The following is a 20,936-nucleotide window of genomic DNA, read 5'->3' as shown; positions in this document are numbered from 1 at the left end:
CGCCCGGCGCCTCGCACTCTTGCGCGAGCGAGACCACTGAGCGCGTCCGTTTCGCCGACCAGAGGCAATCGGCGTGTCGGGAGTACTGAAGGCGTCGTCCGGCAAAGTCTACTACTCGAAAAGAGCTCAGCGAATCGGCGCGGCGAATCCCACCCGCCGTCACAGCGGCAAATTCCCCGTCGCCGCGCGCGTTGACTTGTCGCGCTTGTAGGCGTCGATGGTGCGTTGCGCGATGCGCCATTGATGCACTTCGTCGGCGCCGTCGGCGAAGCGCGCCCAGCGGGCTTGCTGGGCCATGTGCGCTAGCGGCGTGTCGGTTGAGTAGCCGAGCGCGCCGTGCACTTGGATGGCGCGGTCGATGATACGCCCGAGCGAGTTGGCGACGAAGTGTTTGGCCATCGACACTTCGCTGCGGAAGTCTTCGCCGCGATCGATCTTGTAGGCGGCGTGCAGCACCATCAGCTTGCACTGGTACAACTCCATCGTCGAGTCGGCGATCAGCCATTGGATGCCCTGTTTCTCAGAGAGCAGCGAACCGTGCGCGAAACGATTGAGCGCGCGGTCGACCATCATGTCGAGCGCAACCTCGGCCTGGCCGATCCAACGCATGCAGTGCGCGAGTCGCGCCGGGCCGAGGCGGGCTTGTCCGAGGAGATGCCCCTGACCGCGGCCGCCAACCATGTTCTCCTTGGGCACGCGCAGGTTCTCGATGCGGATCTCGGCGTGGTTGTGGCGGCCGGCCATAGTCGCGACATCGCGGACAACGCTCCATCCCGGCGACGGGAGATCAACTAGGAACGCCGAGTTGGCCGCCTGCGGAATCTCGGGATTGTCTTCGGTACGCGCGATGAGAATCGCGAACTGTGCGCCGCTGGCGCCGGAGATGAACCATTTGTGGCCGTTGACGACCCACGAGTCACCGTCGAGCACGGCGCGAGTCTGGATGAGCGTCGGGTCGGAGCCCGCGACTTCGGGTTCGGTCATCGCGAAGCACGAGCGCGCCATGCCCTCGCATAACGGCCGCAGGTACTTCTCCTTCTGCGCATCGGTGGCCCAGTGCAGAAGAGTGTGCATGTTACCTTCGTCGGGCGCCTGCGCGTTCAGGGCAAACGGGCCGAAGCCCGACTTGGCAGCCTCGGCCGACACTGCGGCCATCGCCACGTGTCCGAGCCCCATGCCGCCGAACTCCTTCGGCATGTGCGGCAGCCATAAACCCCAGTCCTTCGCCGCGACGCGCATCTCGATAATCGACTGAATCAGAAACCGGCGGTCGCCCTCGCGTTCGGCGATCTTTGCTTCGGCAGGTCGCACGACCTGCGCGATGAAGTCGCGCACCTTCAGTCGCAGTGCGTCGATCTCGGGGGGAAAGCTAAAGTCGATGGCCATGGTGTCGTCCTTTCTAAGCAGCGAGAGTGATTGCCCGCCGTCGCGAGCGCGGCTTCCTTCAATGCCGCCCCTGGCCTCCTGAATCAAGCGGTAGTCGCGTCGCCGATCTGACCGCTCGGCCTAGTCAGTTCGGGGCCGCAGCAATGGTTCGACATCGGCCACCTTGCTGCCGAGCAACAGTACGTCGTCCGGCCGATCGAACAGCAACAGGTCGCTCGACTGCGAAGTCACCCGCCGATAAGTCAAAGCGTCGGCGCTCATGGTCTGTTGTCGCTCAGGAGACCCTGAGGAGCGGTGGCCCGCCACATAGAAGAGGTGAAAACCGGCGCGTTCGAATATCCCGAGCACGTCTGCGCGGCTCATGCCTCCGGAATAGCGATGTAGCCAGTCCTCGGAATGAAGCTCGAGCAAAACGAAGTCGACCGAGTCTTTCATGAGATGTTGCATCCCCATGAGCACCTTGCCCTCAGTACCGTGTACATCGATCTTAGCGATCACCGGCCGGATGGTTTCCTGTCGGCACAATTCATCCAACGTCGTGGTGCGCGCGGAATGCTTGCCGGAGGCGTCGAACCGCACTTCCTGCTCGTCGATCGCCGCGACTTCCACACGATCAGAGAGCACCGCGTTGTAGACCTTGAGCTTGGAGAGTCCATTGAGCCGCACCGATCGCTCGATGGCGGCGCAGTAGCGGCGATTGCTCTCGATCGCGTACACCTCGCTTTGATCACCGGTCAGTGCGGCTACGTAGCACGCGTAGTGACCCATGAAAGCCCCGATGTCCACGAACCGCGGGGCCTCGGTCCGGAGCACCAACCGGGTCAGACACTCGATCATGGTCAGCTCGTAGACTTCCATACCCGCGGCCCAACGGGAGAATGTTTGGTACCAGAAGGGGCGTTCCTCAACTACATCGAGCTGAAAGCGCGCGCCGGCGTACTGCAACCAGAAGCGACCGCCAGGCGAGGTCTGGTCTGCCACGTTGCGCAGAATGGTTGCAGCGGCCGCCACCGCACCGGGCGCAAGGCGATCGACGATTCGCGCCGCCCGGCGCAACAGTCCACCGTACACTCGTCTAGCGCGTCGCATTTGATCGGCCAACCGGCCGCCTATCGCAGACCTTCGGGAAGAACGATATGGCAGTCAGGCTATGCACAGCATCAATGACGCTGCGCTCGCCTTGAATCAAGTGCGACCGCTTAGCGGCGAAGCGAAATGGACGCGTGATCAGAGCAATGGCTGAACTCGAACTAGGGTTTCTGCTGCCGCTACCAGGTTGGCCGCGAGCGGTGTTCGAGGGCGACTACAGTTACGACAGTGGGCGGCTCGTGTTCGATGGCGCGGCCGTCTTGCACGCGCGGAGCCGCGGCGAGTTGGAGCGTGGTGTCGGTGGCCTGCTGATGCCCGGCGGCGCCTCGATCGTCATGCAACTGGTGACGAACGACCGCGGCGCGCACGATGTGCAAGTACACGTCGACGGCCGCGCCGCTTGGCGCGAAGATGCGTTGCGCGCGCGGCCGAGCCGGTCGACGTGGATCCACGCTGGCTTCGCACTGGCGGCCTCCGGCGCCGGGTTTGTGGCCAGCTACCTCTACGTCTTGCGCGCCGCGCAGCAACAGAGCGACTGGGCGCTGAAAATGGCGAACCACATGGCCGGCTGGCATCTCCTGCTGACATTCACGCTCTTTCCCGCCTCGCTGTGGGGTCAGCGGAAGGGCATCCGACTGGTGCAGTCCGTCTGTTTGCTCTTCTTCCTCATTCATCTCGGGATCGCTTTGACCAACCTCGCGACGAGCGATGACGGCGGACACAGCGGCGCCATCGCGGTCTTCAACGCGCTCAGTGGCGCGGGCTTCTTGGCTGCGGCAATCTATGGCAATCGCGCCTACACCGACATGGACCCGGCCGCTGCACTGCGCGCCGGCCGCGCGCGGTGAATCCCACTGGCGCCTCTCCAACGGTTGCGCCGTCAGCGCTGTCGTTGGTAGGGTGCGCGCCCGTGACTGACCACCGACAACGCACGCAGGACATCAACGACCGTACGTACGCGGCGTGGAACGCGCACGACCCGGACGCCGTGGCCGCGGTATTTGCCGAGGACGCGGTCGTTCGTGAGATCGGCTCGCCCATCGAGTCACACGGACGTGCCGCCGTCCGTGCGCGAGCGGTCGCGTTGCTCACCGCGTTCCCCGACTTTCATCTCGAACGCGTGGAGCTGATCATCGACGGGGATCGTCACGCCGACCGCTGGATCTTGACCGGTACGCATCAGGGCGAATTGTTCGGTATTCCGCCGACCGGCCGGCGCGTACGAATCGAAGGCGCTACCTTCACTCGCATGGGCCCTGACGGACTCGTCGCGGAGGATGTCCACCTATCAGACCTCGCTGGCCTGATGGCGCAGTTGTCGGGCTGAACGAGATCAGGATACCTTTGGCGCGCGGTCGTTGCGCACCAATTTCTCCGTGATCGCGCTCACCAACTCGATCGCCTGACGACGGGGAAGACTCGCGAGCATTGCAGCACCCTGCTTGTTCGCGTCTCCCGCCACCACCACTGGCTCCACGCCGAGTGTCGCCAGGGCTTCACGTACGACCTCGGCCGGTTCCATCGCCGGCATCATCTCGTCTTCTCCCGCCTTCTGCGACGAGAGCCAGCCCGGCGTGCGGGTCGAGCCTGGTTGGACGGCCAACACATCGACGCCGTGCGGGCGCATCTCCGCCCACAGTGCGTCGGCCAGTACCAGGTTGAAGGCTTTGCTCGCTGCGTATACCGCGAGCTGCGTCGACCCAACATTGCCGGACATCGACGACATCAGGATGAGACCACCACGCCCACGGCTAACCATCGCCGGCAGCAATGCGTGCGCGAGGCGCAGCGGCCCGCAACAGTTGACGTCCACCATCATTTCGAAGTGCGCCGGCTGAATTTCGAGAAACGGCGCGACCGTGCCGATCGCGGCGTTGTAAACGACAAGACCGATCTCAATGTCAGCGACTTGCGGCTGCAACACAGCGACGAGATCGGCACGCGCGAGATCGAGGGTGACCGCTTTGGTCTTCACCCCGTAACGCGACTGAATCTCATCCGCGGTCGCACGCAGCGGCTCGCCGTCGCGATCGAGCAAGACCAGGTTGAGCCCGTGCGCGGCAATCTGCCGCGCGTACTCCGCCCCGAGGCCAACGGCCGCCCCGGCGACGAGCGCCCACGGGCCGTACTTCGAGTGAAAGAGCGTATCGGTAGACATGGGCATTCTCATTTCATGAGCGAAGCGTTTCGTCGAGAGGCGTCGGGGTTCGTGAATCGTGAATCGTGACTCGTGAGCCGTGACTCGTGAGTCGTGGGACGGACCGAGCAGAGACTACGGCCCGCACCTGTCGAGCGCATTGCTCACTGCTTGCACGAGTTCTTCGACGGTGACCGATTGACTGTGGTCCGCGTCGAACTCGGGGCAGTTGCTCAGCGGCGCCTCGTCGAGGGCGATCCGCACGCCGCGCACGAGTTCGTCGACCGTCACCGTCAGCGACCCGTCGCAGTCGCCGACGCATGGCGGCGGTGAGGTCGGCGTCTCAGTCGGAGGCAATGTCGCGGTCGGCGTCAGGGTGAGCGTGTCCGTGGGAGTCGCCGACGGCGTCGGCGTCAACGTATCGGTGGCGGTTGGGGTCGCGGTCGCTGTGACCGTTTCGGTGGGTGTCGCGGTTGGTGTATCGGTCGGCGACGCACTAGCGGTCGGTGTCGGCGTCTCGGTGGGAGTCGGATCAATCGTCGCGGTGGGCGTCTCCGTGAACGTCGGCGCCGATTGCTCGGCGATGATGACGGTGTTGACCGTATCGCCCGGCAGCGCCGCGTCGAGCGCCGGAAACGCGCTGACGACGATGCCGCCACCCGTGCCCGTTCCCACGAGCTTGTCGCAGTCGAACGGTAAGCCGGTCGCGGATGTGAGGCACGGGTGTTCGCCGCAGCTCTCGCTCTCGGCGATGTTGGCGCTGGGAACATTGTTGGCGTTGCGCACCGCCGCCCGCACGGTCCCGGTCGTGTTGAATACCAGCTGCGCTGCACCGCGAACGGCGAGCGGATCGTCATCATTGCACGGAATGCCATCGGCACCCTTGGCGGGAACACACTTGCCACCCACGCAGACATCCGGTGTGGCCGCGCACAACATCCCCGTGTTCGAGCCACCCTCGCAGACTTTCGTGGCGGTCTCGATTCGACACGAGCCGTCATCGTCGATGACATCAAAGCTGGTGGATAGCGTCACCACCGCCGAGCCCGCCGGGCCTGCGCCCGAGCGCGTGGTGTGGACCGCACCGTTGCACACCCCGGCGTGCGGATGATTGGGCGAGCCGTCTTCGACAACTCCGCCGGCAGCCACACAGTCCGCTTCGGTGAATCCATTCTCGCCCACGACCCCGATGTGATGATCGATATCGACATCGACATTGACGCCCGACAGTCCGTCCGCGCCGCAGCCGATCTGTCCGACACCGGCGTTGCCCGGACCGAAGTCGTCGAACTCAATCGCGCGTGAGCAAATGCAGGCGATCCCTGGCACGCGGATCGGGTTGAAGAGAACCTCATCGACTCGCAGCGCGACCGGGATGATGCCGTCGGGCCCCGGCTTACCAATGCGGCTGAGCTGACTGCCGGAGAAATTCAGCGAGAACACGAAGGTTGCCGTCTGCACGATCGCCCGCGACCGCGGCGGATTGCCCGACGTGTCGAGCACGAACGGGGCTTGGATCTCGTTGGTACAGTTGGATGCGCAATCGTCGCCGCCAAACAGATTGCCGTCGTCACACTCCTCGCCGTCCTCGACCACACCGTTTCCGCACTCAGCAGGTGACGGCAGGACGACTCCAGCAAGGGTTGCCGATCCAGCGAAGGTCAGCAGGGTCATGATCGCCGCGATCATCCGCCAGGGTCGATGCTGAAATCGCTTCCTCGCCAACCACGCAATCAACTGATGCCGAACGTACATCGTCTCTCCGCGCGAGCGCTGCCTAGCGATAGAGCAGAGACGCCTCGCGTTCGTCGCGCCACGCCGTCTCGTCGGGCGCAGTGAGCGCATCGAGATCGGCCGGTGTCGATGTTGGGTCATCCACCCAGCGTCGCAGTAACTCGCTGCCGGTGATGAGGTCGATGGCAAGACGATCGCGCTCGTATTCGTACTCGAAGTCGCGCCAGAGTTCGTAATCCGGTCGCAGCGCGCGCAACGCCTTGAAGGCGAGCGCGACGAGCCGCCAAGGACGGAAGCGATCGTGATCGTAGCTCGCGTCCTCGACGTGAATCTGCACGCCGGCGCACAGTTGCCCGAAGTGCTTGTGAAACGTCGGCTCGAACCAGCAGGAACGGAGTCGGCAACCGCTCATCCAGTTTGCCGCCAACGATGTCATTTTCGCCGTCAGCGTGCGCGGGTCGATGTCGGGCGCGCCAAAGATCTCCAGCGGGCGCGTCGTGCCGCGCCCTTCGGAGAGCGTCGTGCCTTCGAGCATCACCGTACCGGGGAAGCAGCGCGCCATCCAGAGATTGGATGCGTTCGGGCTCGGGTTCACCCACGTGCGCTCACCAAGCGGCCAACCGTACCCCGGCGCGCGTGACGGGGCCCAGCTATCCATGGTCACGACCTCACACTCAACGTCGAGATGAAGCGTCCGCACGAACCAGCGCGCGAGTTCGCCGAGCGTGAGCCCGTGGCGCATAGGCAGCGACCCTGCGCCGACGAAACTCTCCCAGCCCGGGCGCAGGCGCAGTCCTTCGATCGGCCGCCCGATCGGATTCGGTCGATCCAGAATCCACACAGCTTTGCGCGCGGTCGCGGCAGCTTCGAGCATGTAGCGCAGCGTGGTGACGAACGTGTAGATGCGGGTACCGACGTCTTGCAAGTCGACGAGCAAAACATCGAACGTGTCCATCATCGCCGCCGTCGGCCGCCGCACCGTGCCGTAAAGGCTGAACACCGGAATGCCGTGCGCCGGATCGATGAAGTCGGACGACTCGACCATGTTGTCCTGCTTGTCACCGCGCAGCCCGTGCTGCGGGCCGATGGCGGCGGCGATGGTCAAGTCACCGACGGCGGCCAGCGCATCGAGCGAGTGCACGAGATCGCGCGTCAGTGAAGCGGGATGAGCCAGCAAGGCTACCCGGCGACCGATGAGGGGCTTGCGTAGCGCGGGCTCGGTCAGCAAGCGATCAATTCCGAATTTCATGTTTGTCCGAATTTCATGTTTGTCCAAACTTCATGTTCGTCCAAACTTCATGACGGACGATGCCTACCACTCTGCGGCTGGCGGCTCCAACCGCAGCGACCGTGCGTCGGCGTGATGGAAATCGGGTTTGCCGTCGGGATGGTGAAGCGCCCAATACGAGAGTGTACCGTCGATCGCTTCGATGACTGCGGAGAGTCCGAGTTGAAGCGGCGCGCGTCCACGAGTCAGCGACAAGCGATCGAGGTGGACGAGTGCGTCGAGTTCGAGTCGATCGGGGGACGTGCGCACGGCGATGCCCGGTGCCAGCGTGTCGTCGGCCAGCCCCACAACTTCTCGATAGCCACTGAAGTCGTAACCCGCCCACTCGCCGGACGGGGCGAAGTTGAACTCACGGTAAGCGGGCTCGCCAGCGACGGCGACAAAGACTTCAAAGCAGGTATGTTCCCACAACTGATGCGCGATGCGCGGCGCGCTCGGCGGTGGCACGCGTACACGCGTCAGATCACCGGCGACACGAAAGGCGAACGCGAGAGTTCCGGGAGAATGACTGATGCCAACCTGCATACGAAGTGTCGCGTCAACGGGCGTCAGGGGGTGACATCTCAGTCGCACCGACTCGATGAGGGACATAGTTGAGACTCTATCAGCTACGGCAGAAACCGCGCGCGTTGCTCGGGCGACGGGACAGGACAGGTGTCGAGTTTGCCGAAGAGCCGGTAGCGGGAGCGGGCGAAGGTGTCGTAGGCGAAATCGGTCACGCCGCGCGGCAACCATGCGAACCACGCCAACGCGCGCCACCGCCCTTCCAACTCGCGACAGATCTGAAGCGCGGCTTGCGACCGCAGGTAGACCCGCTCCTCACCGCCGCTCGACTCCACGTACAACATGCTATCGGTATCGGTTGGGATTTCGGGGTGGCGCGTGCGCAGCGTCGCCGCGGTCGGTCCCTGCAACGGGGCGAAGTGGAAGCGGCCGCGCCGATCCACACGCAGCAACCATTGCACGGCACGATTACAGAATCGGCAAACGCCGTCGTACAAGATGAGGCGAGGCGGCAGGGCTGCAGCGACAGGTTCCATCGGCGGGACGATCCCGCCCCATTAGTAGTGTATGGCCGACGCCAAGGCGAGCCGCGCGTAGCTAGCAGCCCGACGACAATTGCGCATGCTTCGAGACGCGCCTGTCGGCGCTCCTCAGCATGAGCGGTTTTCCCCTTGTGCCACAACGCTCTCCCGTTCGTCCTGAGGAGGCGCAAAGCGCCGTCTCGAAGGGCGTCGCACGTGTTCAACGGGCTGCCGCACCCCGTGTCGCCGGCCTGTTCCTCTGCTAAGCTGTGGCCGCTGTTTCGGCAGAGGAGGTTTCATTGGCGTCTCGAACCGTCGATCGTGAGCTGATTGCGCCGCCCCGTCGCGGGCTGCTGCTGCTCGAGGGCCGGGCGTTCCTGGAGTTTGGTGCGCTGCTCGCCGCCTATCCATTTCTGCGCCGCGCGCCGAAGGGCGATGGACACCCCGTGCTGGTGTTGCCCGGATTCATGGGCAGCGATTTTTCCACACGCGCACTGCGCCGGTTCCTGCGCGAGCGCGGCTATGCTGCTCACGGTTGGAAACTCGGACGCAATGTTGGCCCCGCCGCCGAGACGGTCGCGGGTTTGCGGCAACGGTTCGCCGAGTTGCGGCAACGTTACGGCCGCACGGTGAGTCTGATCGGCTGGAGCTTGGGCGGAGTCTATGCGCGGGAGCTGGCGCGTCGGTTTCCTTCCGACGTGCGGCTGGTGATCACGTTGGCGAGTCCCTTCCGCGATCTCCGCGCGGTGAACGTTCCGGGCTTCTTGCGCGCACGGCGTCCACCGCTCCCGAACGAAGCCGCCCTCCGCGAACAGCTCGCCGATCCGTTGCCCGTACCGATGACGGCGATCTATAGCCGCAGCGATGGAATCGTCGCGTGGCAGAGCTGCATCGCGCGACCCGGGCCGCAATGCGAGAACATCGAAGTCGAGAGCAGCCACCTCGGGATCGGACACCATCCCGTCGCGCTGCTGACGATCGCCGATCGCCTCGCGCAGCCGGAGGGAGAGTGGAAGCCATTCCAACCACCGACCGGTTGGCGCTGGCCACTGGTGCCGCGGGTCGCTGCGCCAATCGCGGAAGCCGACGAGGAATCAGCCGCGACGTAACCTCGCACGACGCTACCTCGATTGAGGCGCGCATCGATTCTGCATATACGAGATCGGTGCGCGCGCAGAACACGCCCAACACACCCGAGCGAAACGCGCTGCGTGTGAGCGCCTATCCGAACACGTGGCGGATCGTCGCCGGTGTGCTGATCGCAGTGAGTCGAGCGAGCCTGGTTGGCATCGGTCTGTGGCTGCTCGAGGTCGACCAGTTCGTCCCGCTGTTTGCTCTCGTGCGTATCGTCGCGGTGTTTGCGGGCCTGCCCGCCTGCGCCGCGTCGCTCATCCAGCGCGCATTCTCAGCAACGGTGGAGCTGCACGACGATGAACTCGCGCTCCGTGGCCGCGATTTGCAAGTGGACATCCCGTACGCCGCCATCGCGCGGGTCGCCGCGTGGAAGTTGCCGCTACCCGGGCCTGGCCTTTCGCTGTGGATGCGATCGGGTCGCAAGTTGTCCTATGGACTGGAACTGGCGAATCCCATGCCCCTGCTCTCCGCGCTCAGCGCGCGCGGTGGAGTTGAGACCGCACGCGCGGCGCGCGCGGATACTCTCATGGTCTACGCCGACGCGAGGGCGAGCGTCGATTTATGGCGATGGCATCACCGACTCGTCAAGTTCGTCCTCTTTGCCACCTTACCGACCGCGGTGTGGTTTTCCGCGCACCAGCACATCGCCTACGGCGGGGTGCTCGGGCAGTACTATCTCGAAGGGGTCGGCCCGTACTTCAAGACTCTCGGCATCTCGTGGGGCTTGGTGGTGATCTATCTCGTACTCTATGCCAGCGTGTGGCGCGCGGTCGCCGAAGCCGGAGCGCTGTTCGGGACGTGGCTTGCTCCCACCCGCACGCAACCGATCCGCCGCGCCGCCGAGATCACGTGCTGGATGGTGTACTACCTTGGCGTTCCGCTGCTTGTGCTGCGGCCGTTCCTGCAGTGAACGCCGCGGCCGGACACATCGATGTTCCATGCCCCATGACTCAGCCGGGACACTTGCCCGGCTGAGTCATGCGTCGACAAACGAGTCGCTACTCGATCACGGCGTGGCCGGATCGAAGACTGACAGGGCCCATCCCATGCGTTCGTGGCCGAACTGGTTCCACACGGGATTCTTGCCGCCGACGATCTGGCCACCGCTGTAGTCCGGCGCGCCGGAGCCCGAGCCGCTCCCAGTGAAGATGTTGATGCCGATGGTCGCCGAACCACTGTAGGTTGGATGGGTATCGTCCGACTGGATGTAGTCGAAGCTCGTGCTCGAATTCACGAAGTGGGTGTTGGCGTCGCGGATAGTCGCACGCAGCGTCACGCTGATGCGGGTTACGTACGCGTCTTCCGACTCGCCCGAGACGTAGCGCAGCGCATCGGAATCGATCTGGCCGTCGCCGTTCGAGTCGTAGTCGGCGCCCATGTACTGCGCGAAGCTGTCGGCGCAGGCAAATCCGTTGGTCTCGGCCAGATGGCACGCGCGCCAATTGCTGCGCGCCAGCACCGGCAGGAAGTTGTCCTGCTTGTTGACGCGCTGGCCGGTGGTCGGATCGGTGCAATTGCTCAAGCCGTTGTCGGCGTTGTAGCCGGGGTAGTAGAGGTTCGCGATCATCTTGACCGTGGCCGTGGTGGCGTACTGATTGATCGCCTGCATCCCTAGGCCCATGTAGTTCGTGCAGTTGGCGAGCGCGGTGTCGCGTTGGCTGTAGTTGCAGGTGCCGCTCTGGCCGTTGAAGTTGCTGCGCGCCTGCAGGTAGTCGTTGCCGCACATCTCGAAGGCGACGATGCGCGTGGTCGTGTTCTGCATGTACGAGCGCTCGGCCACGATCTTGTTGTTATAGATGTCGGAGGCCACCGCGCCCGACTTGGTGCGGCGGATCACCTCAAGATCGGTCCCCCACGCGTTCGAGGCGTACTCGCCATTGACCAAGGTGGCGGCGCGTTTGGCGACGTTGAAGATCGAACCGCGATAGCCGGCGAAGATCGAGTCCCCGTAGCCGACCGCGCGGTACTTCGTGGTGGTGCCGGCGCGATCGATCGTCCACGACGTGTTCTGGTTGATGGTGGACGCCTGCGCCTCAGCGCTCAGCGCGATGGTCGCGCCCAATCCGATCACGAGCAACGTCCGACGCATGCGTTCAGTGAGCTGTCGATTCATATGTCCCCCCCAATTCCTTGAGCCGCCGAGCGGCGGCGGCTGGCTAACTGGTTGCGAGCAGATGATCGTCGCGCGATCGCTGCGTGATCGCGCGGATGCGGGTGGCGGTACTCGCCGACTGAAGCGAGGGTGGTGGCGCGCGTGCGTCGTGCGACTCCGTTGCGCGGCGATTCCTTCGCGAGCGACCACGCTCACTGAAGCGCACAGGCAACTGCATACGCCGGCAAGTCAGGTTCGACCGCACTTCGGCACCCTCGTTCACGCTGTTGGTAACGATGCTGCGTGCCCGTAGCACAGCGGAAAAAACCCTGTCAATCAAAACGGTGGCCAGACGATGGCCAGAGACAACGGTCAGGCAACGGCGAACCCGAGATTCAGAGCGCGGGATCCAGCACCACAACCGGGATGCGGCGCTGGGTGCGGCTTTGATACTCGGCGTAGTCCTGCTGCCGACTGACGATCTCGTTCCACAGGCGCTCGCGCTCTTCGCCGTCGGCTTCGCGCGCGACCACCGCGAGTTGGCGATTGCCGACTTGGATTTCCGCTCGTGGATTCGATTGCAAATTGAGCCACCACGCCGGGTGGTGCGGCTCACCGAGATACGACGCGATGACGACGTAACTGTCGCCAGTTGGCAGATACGTCAGCGCCTTGGTGTGAGTGTGTCCCGAGCGGCGGCCGGTCGTGGTGAGCAAGAGCACCGGCAAGCCGACCACTCGCCCACCGATGCGACCACCGCTCCACCGATACAGCCGCGGATGGACCTTCCAGAAGAGTTCGACCAGGGCGTTGCGTTTGGCGGCGGCCATGATTTTACCACGGAGGCACGGCCGCGCCGTGCCTCCGTGGTCCTTCAAGTCAGATCAACAAGATCACGTTCACGGCGTGGCCGGGTTGAAGCCCGACAGCGCCCACCCCATGCGCTCGTGGCCGTAGTGATCCCAGATCGGGTTCTTACCGCCGACGATCTGGGCCGCCGTGTAGTCGGGCGCGCCTGAACCGGTGCCACTGATGGTGCCGCCCGAGTACGTCGGATGCGTGTCGTCCGACTGGATGTAGTCGTAACTCGTGCTGGAGTTGACGAAGTGGGTGTTGGCGTCGCGCAGCGTCGAGCGCAGCGTCACGCTGATGCGCGTCACGTAGGCCGATTCCGACTCACCCTGCACGTACTTCAACGCGTCCGAGTCGATCTGACCGTCGGCGTTCGAATCGTAGTCCGCCCCCATGAACTGCGCGAAATCATCGGCGCACTTGAAGCCGTAGGTGTTTGCGAAGTTGCACGCGCGCCAGTTGCTCTGGGCGATGTAGGGGAGGAACTTGGTCTGCTTGTTGATCTTCTGCCCGGTGCCCGGATCGTTGCAGCCGCTCAACGCGTTGTCGGCGTTGAACCCCGGGTAGTAGAGGTTCGAGATCATCTTCACCTTGGTGTTCGCCGACGCGTTCGCGTTGATGTACTGCATCGCCAACTGTTGATAGTTGGTGCAATTCGCGAGGGCGGTGTCGAGCACCGCGTAGTTACACGTGCCGCTCTGGCCGGCAAAACTGCTGCGCGCTTGCAGGAAGTCGTTGCCGCACATCTCGAACTCGACGATGCGGGTGCTGGCATCCTGCATGTACGACCTCTCGGCCACGATCTTGTTGTTGTAGATGTCGGAGGCCACCGCGCCCGACTTGGTGCGGCGCACGACTTGAATCTTCGAGTTCCACGGATACGCCGCGTACTCGCCGTCAACCAGCGGTGCCGCGCGCTTGGCCACGTTGAAGATCGAGCCGTGGTAGCCGGCGTAAATCGAATCACCGTAGCCGACCACGCGATACGTGGTCGTCGCCCCCGGCGTGTTGATCGTCCATGACGTGTTCTGGTTGATCGTGGACGCCTGCGCCTCAACGCCCACTGCGGCGACCGCCGCGACAACAACTCCGAACAAGACCCGCATTCGATCCATATGTCCCCCCCTCTCGGAGCGTACCGGTCGGCCACGGAATTGTGTCGAGCAGCACACTCGTACAATGTTGGCTGTGCCGCGTAGCACGAGCCAAAAACTCGCGTCAACAAAAAAATGCGAACCCGCGCAGAAAGTTTGCCCGAGAGGAGATCAGAGCTTCGGATGCAGCACCATCTGGGTACAGCGGAACAGCGCGATGACCTTGTTCGTCGCCTCGTCTGTGACCTCGACGTCCCACACATGAGTGGTGCGACCGCGATGAACCGGCGTCGCCCGCCCCGCGATGGCACCGCCTTGGCGCACGGTGCCGAGAAAGTTCGCCTTCATCTCGATGGTGGTGAAGCTGGCGCCGGCAGGAATGTTCGGACCCATGCCGCAGGCGCACAGCCAATCGGCCAACGTGATCACTACCGGCGCCCACAAGAACCCGGTGCCAGCAACCAGCGGGGCAGTGACGGGCAGGCGACCGGTGACCAGATCCGCCTCGCAGCTCAAGATCTCCACCCCGACCAGTCCGGGGTGTTTGTCTTTGGCGAAATCGTTGGCGTGCTGCACGCGCTCGGTTGACATGGGCGCCTCCTCTTATCGGTGGCTATAACGCACGGTCGAAGCAAGCAGCGCAAGGCCGACGATCAGCGCGCTTGGCGGAAACCAGTCACCCCAGGCGAGCATCAACGTCCGCGCCGCGTGTTCCGGCACCACGCTAGCGACCATGATAGCGCGCCGGTCCATTTCGATCGTGTCGCGAAACTCGCCGGTCGCGTCGATCACGGCGGAGATCCCAGTGTTGGTCGCACGCACCTGTGGTCGCCGCGTCTCGATGCTGCGGAACGCGGTGACGATGAGAATCAACCGCGGCGTGTTGCCCCAGTCGAACCACGAATCGTTCGACAGCGTGACCAGGATCTCGGCGCCCTGGCGCACCGCGGCGATGACGAGGCCGGGATCAATCGCGTCGTAGCAGATCAACGGCGCAATCCGCAGCGCGCGCCCATCACGCATCGTGAGCGACAGGACCTGAGGCCCGGTGCCTGCCTTCCAGGTGCCCAGCCAAGGCAACCAACGACGCACTGCCGGTGCATCCAAGACCGCCGGCGTGCGCTCGATCAGCGGAAACAGCCAGCGCTTGCGATACGTGTCGAATGCCAGCCGTCCATCGGTCGCCGGCTCCAGAAACACCGCCGCGTTGAACTCGTCGCCGGCTTCGACATCGTAGGCGCCGAACACCAGCGGGACGCCGGTGCGCGTCACGAAGGCGCCGATCTCGCGGTCGAAGGCGGCGCCGTCTTCGCTCTTCGGCGAGCCGAACGTGGTCGGATACACCGTCTCCGGCCACACCAACAGATCGAGCGCGGCGCGCTGCATCGCTTCAGTCGACAGCGTGAAGTGCGCGTCGAGGATCATACGAGTCGCGTCGAACGTGCCCATCTGTGCGGCGAGTTGGCCATACTTGCTGATATTGGCCTGGACGACACCGGCGGTAACGCGGTCGCCGCCACGCCCCTCGTCGCCGAACTGCCGCACGCGCCAGGCGCCGTAGGCAAGTAGGCCGCACACCATTGCCGACATGCACACAGCCGGTGCGAGTGCTGAGGCTGCGTGGTTGCGCGTCCTCATCCTCACGATGATCGCGAGCGCGCACTCATTGGCGACGATCAGCACGAACGTGATCCCGTGCGCCCCGGCGATATCCGCAGCTTGGCGGATGAATGCCGAGGCGTACTGACCCTGACCGATGGTGTCGGCAAACAACTTGGGGATCGCCCACTCAGTCCCGACGTAGATGGACGCGCCCACGACCGCTGTGCGCCACAGGCCGGCGCCGCCGCGACGCGCGAGCGCGCGCGCGACGGCAAACGTGATCAGTTGCGGCTGCAGCAACGGCGCCGCGAGCACCACGATCAGCAGTGCGAGCGCCCACGGCGTCTGGGTGTAGTTCTGGATTGCGCTCGGAAACCAACTGAAGACGGCGAGCACGAAGGCTTCGCACATCAGCACACCCGCGGCCAACGCGCCGCGCAGCGAGCGCGTGCGATCGAGCACCGCCAGCCACGGTGTCAGTCCGATCCATCCGAGCAGAAACCACGGCCACTCGACGCGCGCGTACAGCGCGAACGCCAGCGCACTCGCCGTCACCGCGGCGGACACGACGAGTCGTGCCCGCCACACCGACCAGGTCACGGCGTGGAGCCCGGCGCGGTGCCGTCGTCAGGAACTTCCAACATCTGGATCGGCAAACCGGGCGGGGCCATCTCGGGCGGGACGACGCGGTCCGCAGGCAATTTGATCGGCGCGCCGCGTTCGTCGACCGGCTGGTAGTCGGGATGGAACATCAAAATGGCAGGCACCCGTTCGCCGTCATCGGTGGCCTGGTAGTGGCGCACGTAGCCGGGCGGCAATTCGAAGTCCTCGGGCACGAGGATGCCGCGCTTGATCGGCTTGGTTCCCGGCGGCGGAAACACCGCAATGCCCTCACCCGCCACCAACGGGCCGAACATCGGTGCCTCGGGTGCCTCCGGTGCCGCCGCATCGTCATCGGGGGCGGCGTTTGGTTGGGCCGCGTTCGGTTGGGCGACCTTCTGGCCTGCAGGCGCAACGGCGCCGCCCGCTGCATCGGCGGCGCTCGGCGGTACTCGTGGCACCACCGGCACCGGCACTGGCTGTTGTTGCGCGGGAAGTTTGTTGCTCGCCATCGCGTTGTTCGCCGGCGCCCGTCGCGGTTCGTCGATGTGGCTCACGGTGCGATTGGACATCGGCCGGACAAACAGGATCACGGCAACGCCGACGAGTCCGAGCGCCAATGCGAGCAACCAGACACTGCTGCGCACGCCCGTGGTCTCGACGATCCGGACGCCGTCGTCATCTACCCGCTGCTTCGTCGGTGGTGTTGCGTTCGCCATCGCCGCTGGTTTGCGGCGCTACGATATGAAGAGCCGGTCGCGGGCGCAAGCGGACATGTGGCGAGATGTCCCCTTCCCTGTAGGGGCGATGCATGCGTCGCCCGCGAATTGACGCGCCCACTGCGCAGAAGACGGAGGGCGATGCATGCATCGCCCCTACGATTCAGAGAAGATCGCATGTTACTGATACTTGCGAGACACGACACTGGGCTAGTCGGTCTTGAGCACAACCTGGTCGAGCCGGAGGGCTTCACCGACCGACCACGCCTGGAACGGGCAGCCTCCTGGCGTATGCGGTGGATCACCGTCGGCAACCTCGGCGATGTGGCCGAGCGCCGCACCGTCCAACTGACGCAACAAAGGCTCAAGAAATTTGGTGCGCGCCTCGCGCTTGGCGGCGGTGGTGTCGCCACGCACGCGCACCCACGCCTCGACGAACGGCCCCAGCAGCCATGGCCATACGGTCCCTTGGTGATAGGCACCGTCACGCTCGCGCACGCCGCCTTGGTAGCGTCCGATGTATCCCGTTTCGCCGGGAGCCAGCGAACGCAAACCGATTGGTGTCAGCAGACGCTCTTCAACCGCAGCTACAACACGGCGAGCGCGGTCACCATCGAGCACGGGGTAGGGGAGACCGCCCACCGCGAAGATCTGGTTCGGCCGGAACGCCGGGTCGACCGTGCCGGCGCGATGATCGCAATCGACCACGTCGTAGAGATAGCCACCCGCTTCGTTCCAGAAGCGGGCGCGGAACGATTCGTAGCCGCGCGCAAAGACTGACGCCCATCGTTCGGAACCCGCGCCGGCGATGCGCAGCGCATTGAGCCACAGAGCTTGGATCTCGACCGGCTTGCCGCTGCGCGGTGTCACCACCCAGTCACCGACCTTCGCATCCATCCAAGTCAGTTGCACGCCCGGTTCGCCGGCGGCGATCAAGCCGTCGGCGTCGAGCCGAATGCCGTAGCGCGTGCCCTTCGCGTAGCCGTCCAAGATACTCGTCATCGCCGCCTGCAATGTCTTTTGATCGCGCGCGGTCACGCGCTTCTTGTTCGCCTTCGCCACCTGGAGAAAATCGTGCACCGCGATGATGAACCACAGCGACGCGTCGACCGCGTTGAACTCCGGAGCGGCGCCGTGATCGGGGAAGCGATTGGGCAGCATGCCCTCGGAAACCGCGGCCGCCCAGTCGAGCAGGATGGCGCGCGCGTCGTCGAGTCGGCCGGTGGCGAGACAGAGTCCGCGCATGGCGATGAAGGTGTCGCGGCCCCAATCGGTGAACCATGGGTAGCCGGCGACGATCGTTTTGCCCCGCTCGCGCTCGACGATGTAGGCGTCGGCAGCGCGGTGCAAACGCGACGGGAATTTTCGCCGGCGGGTTTCGACCGCGCGCAATCGCGCCGCGCAGTCAGCTGCCGATTCGTCAGCTTTGAGTGCGTCACGACCGCAGCCTTCGGCCGCGACAATCCACACCGCGTCGGCGGCCGTCAGATCCCAGCGAAAGACGCCCGGCGACGCGAGGTCCTCGGTGGAGTCGAGCCCGCGTGCGCGCTCGGCGTCGTACGTGAAACTGCGATACCAGTCTGGCTGGTGGAGGTACTCGCCATTGGTGAGCGCGATGACAGCCGGGACACCTGGGTACGGACGCCACACCAATCGTTCACTGTGCCGTTCGGCCTCGAATCGAAACGCGGGGTTTTCGTGATGCAGTGAATGATAGTCGCGCCCCGAGAGAAACGGACGGATCGATAGGATCGCGCGCTCACTGCCCTCAGCGTGCTCGGCGAGGTGCCAGCATACGACAGCCATGGCCGTGCCGTGCGGCACGAAGATCTCTTGTTCGACCACGGTGCCGTCACCGAGGCGAAAGCGCCAGCGTGGCCACGGATCGATGGCCATGTGATAGATCCGCCGTGCGCCATCAGGATGGATCACGCCCGGCGTGTACGCCTGCGACGAGATCGCAAACCGTTCGCTCGCCGTCTCCACCCACGCATCGAATCCATTGACCAGGACCATTCGTCCGGTGGGCGCTGTGGTCGCCGCGAGTAGGAGGGCGTGGTAGCGCCGAGTGCGCGTTCCAGCGACGGTCCCCGAAGCGAACCCGCCGAGACCGTCGGCCTCGAGCCACTCGGCTTTCGGATCATAGGCTTTTGGATCACGGGCGGATGACATTCTTGATGCCCGTCGGCTGGCCGAACAACAAGTCGCGATAGGCTTCGATCGGAAACCGACCAGTAATCAGCGAGGCGACCGCCTGCGGCCAGCGCTGCACGAAGATGCCGAGGTCGCGAATGGCATCTTCGAACGTCTCGCGTCCGGCGTTGACGGTGCCGAAGATCACCTGATTCTTGAGCACCGCGTCGCGCATGATCAGATCGGTGTCGACCTCGATCGGCGCCTTGCGACCCGGCACTCCGGTGAAAACGAACACCCCGTTGATGCCGAGAACTTTCATCACCTCGAACGACAGGCCTGACGCACCTGTCGCTTCATACACGACGTCGATGTTGCCGACCCGCGCGGCGAGTTGCGCGACTGAGTCGGTGGCAGACGACACGTAGTGCGCGCCGATGGCTTCGACGAGTTGGGATTTCGGATTGGGCGCCGGCTCACGCGAGTAGACGTAGGTCTCCAACCCCGCTACCCGCAGGGCCATCGCACCCAGCAAGCCCACCGGTCCGGCGCCGAGCACGACCGCCCGGTGGCCATGATCGCGGGCTTGGCCAGGCTCGGGCGGAGTCGCCCACGGCAATCGCTTCTGCACTTGAAAGATCTGGGTGAGCGCCTTTTCCGCGATCGTCAGCGGCTCGACCAGAATCGCCACGTCGCGCAACGTGTGCGGCACGACGTTCATGTACTGCTGATCGTCGACCACGAACTCCGTCATGAAACCGTGCCGGCCGCCGATACCGCGCTCGGTGAAGTCGCCGGTGTAACAAAAGTCTTGTCGCCCGGCGCGACAGGCAACGCACTCCGCGTGCGCGCACGGGCGACGGACCATCGGCACCACCAGATCGCCAACCTTGACCCGTGAGACCGCGGAACCGATCTCGACTACTTCACCGAGCGATTCGTGTCCAATGACGAGATAGTCCGAGCCGGTCGGCGGCGTCCCATACTCGAACGTACAGATTTCGCGGTCGGTGCCGCAGATCCCCACCTCGAGTATGCGCAACTTGACGTCGGTCGGTGCCGAGATCGTCGGCGCCGGGTGAACGATCAGATCCGCCGTGCGGGTCTTCGGGAAGACGGCAATGGCTTTCATGGCCCTTCGATGCCACCGTTCGGCACAGGTTTCCAGGGTGAAACCAGGATTGCGTCTGCGGCACCCAATGCTGAAGAGGAGAAGCGACGAATGGAAGACTTGATCGACAACCCCGCGGCGATGAGCGACCGAGCACCGCAACGACTCACGCTCGTGCGAGCCGTCGTGATTTTGGCCGCGTTGACCGGGGTCCTCGTGCTGGCGCGCCAAGCTGGCGGGTACATTCCGCAGTTCGCGACCTGGGTGAACGGCCTCGGCGCGTTGGGCCCGGTCGTATTCATCATCGGTTACGCGCTCGCGACGGTCGCCTTTCTGCCGGGTTCGCTGCTGACCTTGGCGGCGGGAGCGATCTTCGGATTGGGTGCGGGCGTTGTGTACGTCTTCATCGCCGCGACGCTCGGCGCATCGGCGGCGTTTTGCGTGTCGCGCTACATCGCGCGGTCCGCCATTGAGCGACGCCTGGCGGGCAACGCGCGTTTCGCCGCGATCGATCGCGCCGTTGGCGCGCAGGGCCGCCGCATCGTGTTTCTGCTCCGGCTGTCGCCGGTGTTCCCCTTCAATCTCCTCAACTACACGCTCGGGCTGACTCACGTGCGCTTCCTTGATTACGTCGTCGCCTCACTCGGCATGCTGCCCGGCACTGTCCTCTACGTTTACTATGGAAAACTCGCCGGCGATGTCGCCGCCCTCGCCGGCGGCGCCGCCGTTGAAAAGGGCGCGGGCTACTACGCGGTGCTCGGGCTCGGCTTGGTGGCCACCGTCGTGGTGACCACCCTGGTTACGCGCACCGCCCGCCGCGCCCTGCGCACGGTCGTCTGAGACCCGAAGGGGCCGTCACCGATGAGCGGGTAGACTCAGGTTGTTCCCGAGTGCAAGATATGCGCATCGCAAGGAAGCAGACTGGGACGTGTGCGCGAAC

20 protein-coding genes are annotated in these 20,936 nt (G+C 64.6%); 5 read left to right on the top strand and 15 right to left on the bottom strand.

Going from position 1 to position 20,936, the window contains the following annotated elements:
• Positions 1 to 159 precede the first annotated feature (159 nt).
• Positions 160 to 1,386 carry an acyl-CoA dehydrogenase family protein gene (locus HYR72_10830; GenBank protein MBI1815464.1) on the bottom strand — a complete coding sequence of 409 codons (1,227 nt, stop codon included), beginning with the start codon at positions 1,384 to 1,386 and terminating at the stop codon, positions 160 to 162.
• Positions 1,387 to 1,506: 120 nt separating this feature from the next.
• Positions 1,507 to 2,475, bottom strand: coding sequence for an FkbM family methyltransferase (locus tag HYR72_10825; protein ID MBI1815463.1), 969 nt, complete (start codon positions 2,473 to 2,475; stop codon positions 1,507 to 1,509).
• Between the two features lie 146 nt (positions 2,476 to 2,621).
• On the opposite strand from HYR72_10825, the gene HYR72_10820 reads away from it, so the two are divergent.
• Both HYR72_10820 and HYR72_10815 read left to right on the top strand, forming a co-directional pair.
• Positions 2,622 to 3,323: a hypothetical protein gene (locus HYR72_10820; GenBank protein ID MBI1815462.1), complete on the top strand. Its 702-nt coding sequence runs from the start codon at positions 2,622 to 2,624 to the stop codon at positions 3,321 to 3,323.
• Between the two features lie 62 nt (positions 3,324 to 3,385).
• A complete protein-coding gene (locus HYR72_10815) occupies positions 3,386 to 3,802 on the top strand; it encodes an ester cyclase (protein ID MBI1815461.1) in 417 nt (138 codons plus the stop codon).
• A gap of 6 nt (positions 3,803 to 3,808) precedes the next feature.
• Here HYR72_10815 and HYR72_10810 read toward each other — a convergent pair whose 3' ends face one another.
• The 5 genes from HYR72_10810 to HYR72_10790 form a co-directional block, all read right to left on the bottom strand.
• A complete protein-coding gene (locus HYR72_10810; protein ID MBI1815460.1) occupies positions 3,809 to 4,633 on the bottom strand; it encodes an SDR family NAD(P)-dependent oxidoreductase in 825 nt (274 codons plus the stop codon).
• Between the two features lie 114 nt (positions 4,634 to 4,747).
• A complete protein-coding gene (locus tag HYR72_10805; protein MBI1815459.1) occupies positions 4,748 to 6,367 on the bottom strand; it encodes a hypothetical protein in 1,620 nt (539 codons plus the stop codon).
• 22 nt (positions 6,368 to 6,389) lie between these two features.
• Positions 6,390 to 7,595 (bottom strand): DUF1343 domain-containing protein, encoded by a 1,206-nt coding sequence (locus HYR72_10800; protein ID MBI1815458.1) that lies wholly within the window; start codon positions 7,593 to 7,595, stop codon positions 6,390 to 6,392.
• 63 nt (positions 7,596 to 7,658) lie between these two features.
• On the bottom strand, positions 7,659 to 8,159 hold the full coding sequence (locus HYR72_10795) for a DOMON-like domain-containing protein (protein MBI1815457.1): 501 nt from the start codon (positions 8,157 to 8,159) through the stop codon (positions 7,659 to 7,661).
• A gap of 83 nt (positions 8,160 to 8,242) precedes the next feature.
• Positions 8,243 to 8,674, bottom strand: a complete 432-nt coding sequence (locus HYR72_10790) for a DUF393 domain-containing protein (GenBank protein MBI1815456.1) — start codon at positions 8,672 to 8,674, stop codon at positions 8,243 to 8,245.
• A gap of 284 nt (positions 8,675 to 8,958) precedes the next feature.
• Between HYR72_10790 and HYR72_10785 the strand changes: the two genes are divergently transcribed.
• Entirely contained in the window at positions 8,959 to 9,768 is an 810-nt protein-coding gene (locus HYR72_10785) for an alpha/beta fold hydrolase (GenBank protein MBI1815455.1), read from the top strand.
• A 56-nt stretch (positions 9,769 to 9,824) separates the two neighbouring features.
• A complete protein-coding gene (locus tag HYR72_10780) occupies positions 9,825 to 10,703 on the top strand; it encodes a hypothetical protein (GenBank protein ID MBI1815454.1) in 879 nt (292 codons plus the stop codon).
• A 96-nt stretch (positions 10,704 to 10,799) separates the two neighbouring features.
• Here the strand turns inward: HYR72_10780 and HYR72_10775 are convergent, their stop codons facing one another.
• The 8 genes from HYR72_10775 to HYR72_10740 all read right to left on the bottom strand — a co-directional run bounded on the left by HYR72_10775 (position 10,800) and on the right by HYR72_10740 (position 20,017).
• A complete protein-coding gene (locus HYR72_10775) occupies positions 10,800 to 11,882 on the bottom strand; it encodes an SGNH/GDSL hydrolase family protein (GenBank protein ID MBI1815453.1) in 1,083 nt (360 codons plus the stop codon).
• Positions 11,883 to 12,280: 398 nt separating this feature from the next.
• Entirely contained in the window at positions 12,281 to 12,715 is a 435-nt protein-coding gene (locus HYR72_10770) for a nitroreductase family deazaflavin-dependent oxidoreductase (GenBank protein MBI1815452.1), read from the bottom strand.
• A 69-nt stretch (positions 12,716 to 12,784) separates the two neighbouring features.
• A complete protein-coding gene (locus tag HYR72_10765; protein MBI1815451.1) occupies positions 12,785 to 13,843 on the bottom strand; it encodes an SGNH/GDSL hydrolase family protein in 1,059 nt (352 codons plus the stop codon).
• A 159-nt stretch (positions 13,844 to 14,002) separates the two neighbouring features.
• Entirely contained in the window at positions 14,003 to 14,422 is a 420-nt protein-coding gene (locus HYR72_10760) for a PaaI family thioesterase (protein ID MBI1815450.1), read from the bottom strand.
• A gap of 12 nt (positions 14,423 to 14,434) precedes the next feature.
• Complete coding sequence (gene lnt / locus HYR72_10755) at positions 14,435 to 16,033, bottom strand: apolipoprotein N-acyltransferase (GenBank protein MBI1815449.1); 1,599 nt, start codon at positions 16,031 to 16,033, stop codon at positions 14,435 to 14,437.
• Positions 16,030 to 16,698, bottom strand: a complete 669-nt coding sequence (locus tag HYR72_10750) for a hypothetical protein (protein ID MBI1815448.1) — start codon at positions 16,696 to 16,698, stop codon at positions 16,030 to 16,032. The genes lnt and HYR72_10750 overlap by 4 nt, the downstream gene beginning before the upstream one ends.
• A 264-nt stretch (positions 16,699 to 16,962) precedes the next feature.
• Complete coding sequence (locus HYR72_10745; protein ID MBI1815447.1) at positions 16,963 to 18,924, bottom strand: glycogen debranching enzyme family protein; 1,962 nt, start codon at positions 18,922 to 18,924, stop codon at positions 16,963 to 16,965.
• Positions 18,908 to 20,017, bottom strand: a complete 1,110-nt coding sequence (locus HYR72_10740; protein ID MBI1815446.1) for a glucose 1-dehydrogenase — start codon at positions 20,015 to 20,017, stop codon at positions 18,908 to 18,910. The genes HYR72_10745 and HYR72_10740 overlap by 17 nt, the downstream gene beginning before the upstream one ends.
• A 120-nt stretch (positions 20,018 to 20,137) precedes the next feature.
• Here HYR72_10740 and HYR72_10735 point away from each other — a divergent pair, with 120 nt between their 5' ends.
• Positions 20,138 to 20,836 (top strand): TVP38/TMEM64 family protein, encoded by a 699-nt coding sequence (locus HYR72_10735; protein ID MBI1815445.1) that lies wholly within the window; start codon positions 20,138 to 20,140, stop codon positions 20,834 to 20,836.
• Positions 20,837 to 20,936 lie beyond the last annotated feature (100 nt).

This window comes from Deltaproteobacteria bacterium (genome assembly GCA_016178705.1).
Taxonomy (GTDB): Bacteria; Desulfobacterota; Binatia; order HRBIN30; family JACQVA1; genus JACOST01.
This window is presented reverse-complemented; position numbering and strand designations above follow the sequence as displayed.

What these genes read in the sequence shown, in the direction of transcription:
- HYR72_10830 (MBI1815464.1), bottom strand. Translation starts at nt 1,386, where the DNA reads ATGGCCATCGACTTTAGCTTTCCCCCCGAGATCGACGCACTGCGACTG.
- HYR72_10825 (MBI1815463.1), bottom strand. Translation starts at nt 2,475, where the DNA reads ATGCGACGCGCTAGACGAGTGTACGGTGGACTGTTGCGCCGGGCGGCG.
- HYR72_10820 (MBI1815462.1), top strand. Translation starts at nt 2,622, where the DNA reads ATGGCTGAACTCGAACTAGGGTTTCTGCTGCCGCTACCAGGTTGGCCG.
- HYR72_10810 (MBI1815460.1), bottom strand. Translation starts at nt 4,633, where the DNA reads ATGTCTACCGATACGCTCTTTCACTCGAAGTACGGCCCGTGGGCGCTC.
- HYR72_10805 (MBI1815459.1), bottom strand. Translation starts at nt 6,367, where the DNA reads ATGTACGTTCGGCATCAGTTGATTGCGTGGTTGGCGAGGAAGCGATTT.
- HYR72_10800 (MBI1815458.1), bottom strand. Translation starts at nt 7,595, where the DNA reads ATGAAATTCGGAATTGATCGCTTGCTGACCGAGCCCGCGCTACGCAAG.
- HYR72_10795 (MBI1815457.1), bottom strand. Translation starts at nt 8,159, where the DNA reads ATGCAGGTTGGCATCAGTCATTCTCCCGGAACTCTCGCGTTCGCCTTT.
- HYR72_10790 (MBI1815456.1), bottom strand. Translation starts at nt 8,674, where the DNA reads ATGGAACCTGTCGCTGCAGCCCTGCCGCCTCGCCTCATCTTGTACGAC.
- HYR72_10775 (MBI1815453.1), bottom strand. Translation starts at nt 11,882, where the DNA reads ATGCGTCGGACGTTGCTCGTGATCGGATTGGGCGCGACCATCGCGCTG.
- HYR72_10770 (MBI1815452.1), bottom strand. Translation starts at nt 12,715, where the DNA reads ATGGCCGCCGCCAAACGCAACGCCCTGGTCGAACTCTTCTGGAAGGTC.
- HYR72_10765 (MBI1815451.1), bottom strand. Translation starts at nt 13,843, where the DNA reads ATGCGGGTCTTGTTCGGAGTTGTTGTCGCGGCGGTCGCCGCAGTGGGC.
- HYR72_10760 (MBI1815450.1), bottom strand. Translation starts at nt 14,422, where the DNA reads ATGTCAACCGAGCGCGTGCAGCACGCCAACGATTTCGCCAAAGACAAA.
- HYR72_10745 (MBI1815447.1), bottom strand. Translation starts at nt 18,924, where the DNA reads ATGTCATCCGCCCGTGATCCAAAAGCCTATGATCCGAAAGCCGAGTGG.
- HYR72_10740 (MBI1815446.1), bottom strand. Translation starts at nt 20,017, where the DNA reads ATGAAAGCCATTGCCGTCTTCCCGAAGACCCGCACGGCGGATCTGATC.
- HYR72_10735 (MBI1815445.1), top strand. Translation starts at nt 20,138, where the DNA reads ATGAGCGACCGAGCACCGCAACGACTCACGCTCGTGCGAGCCGTCGTG.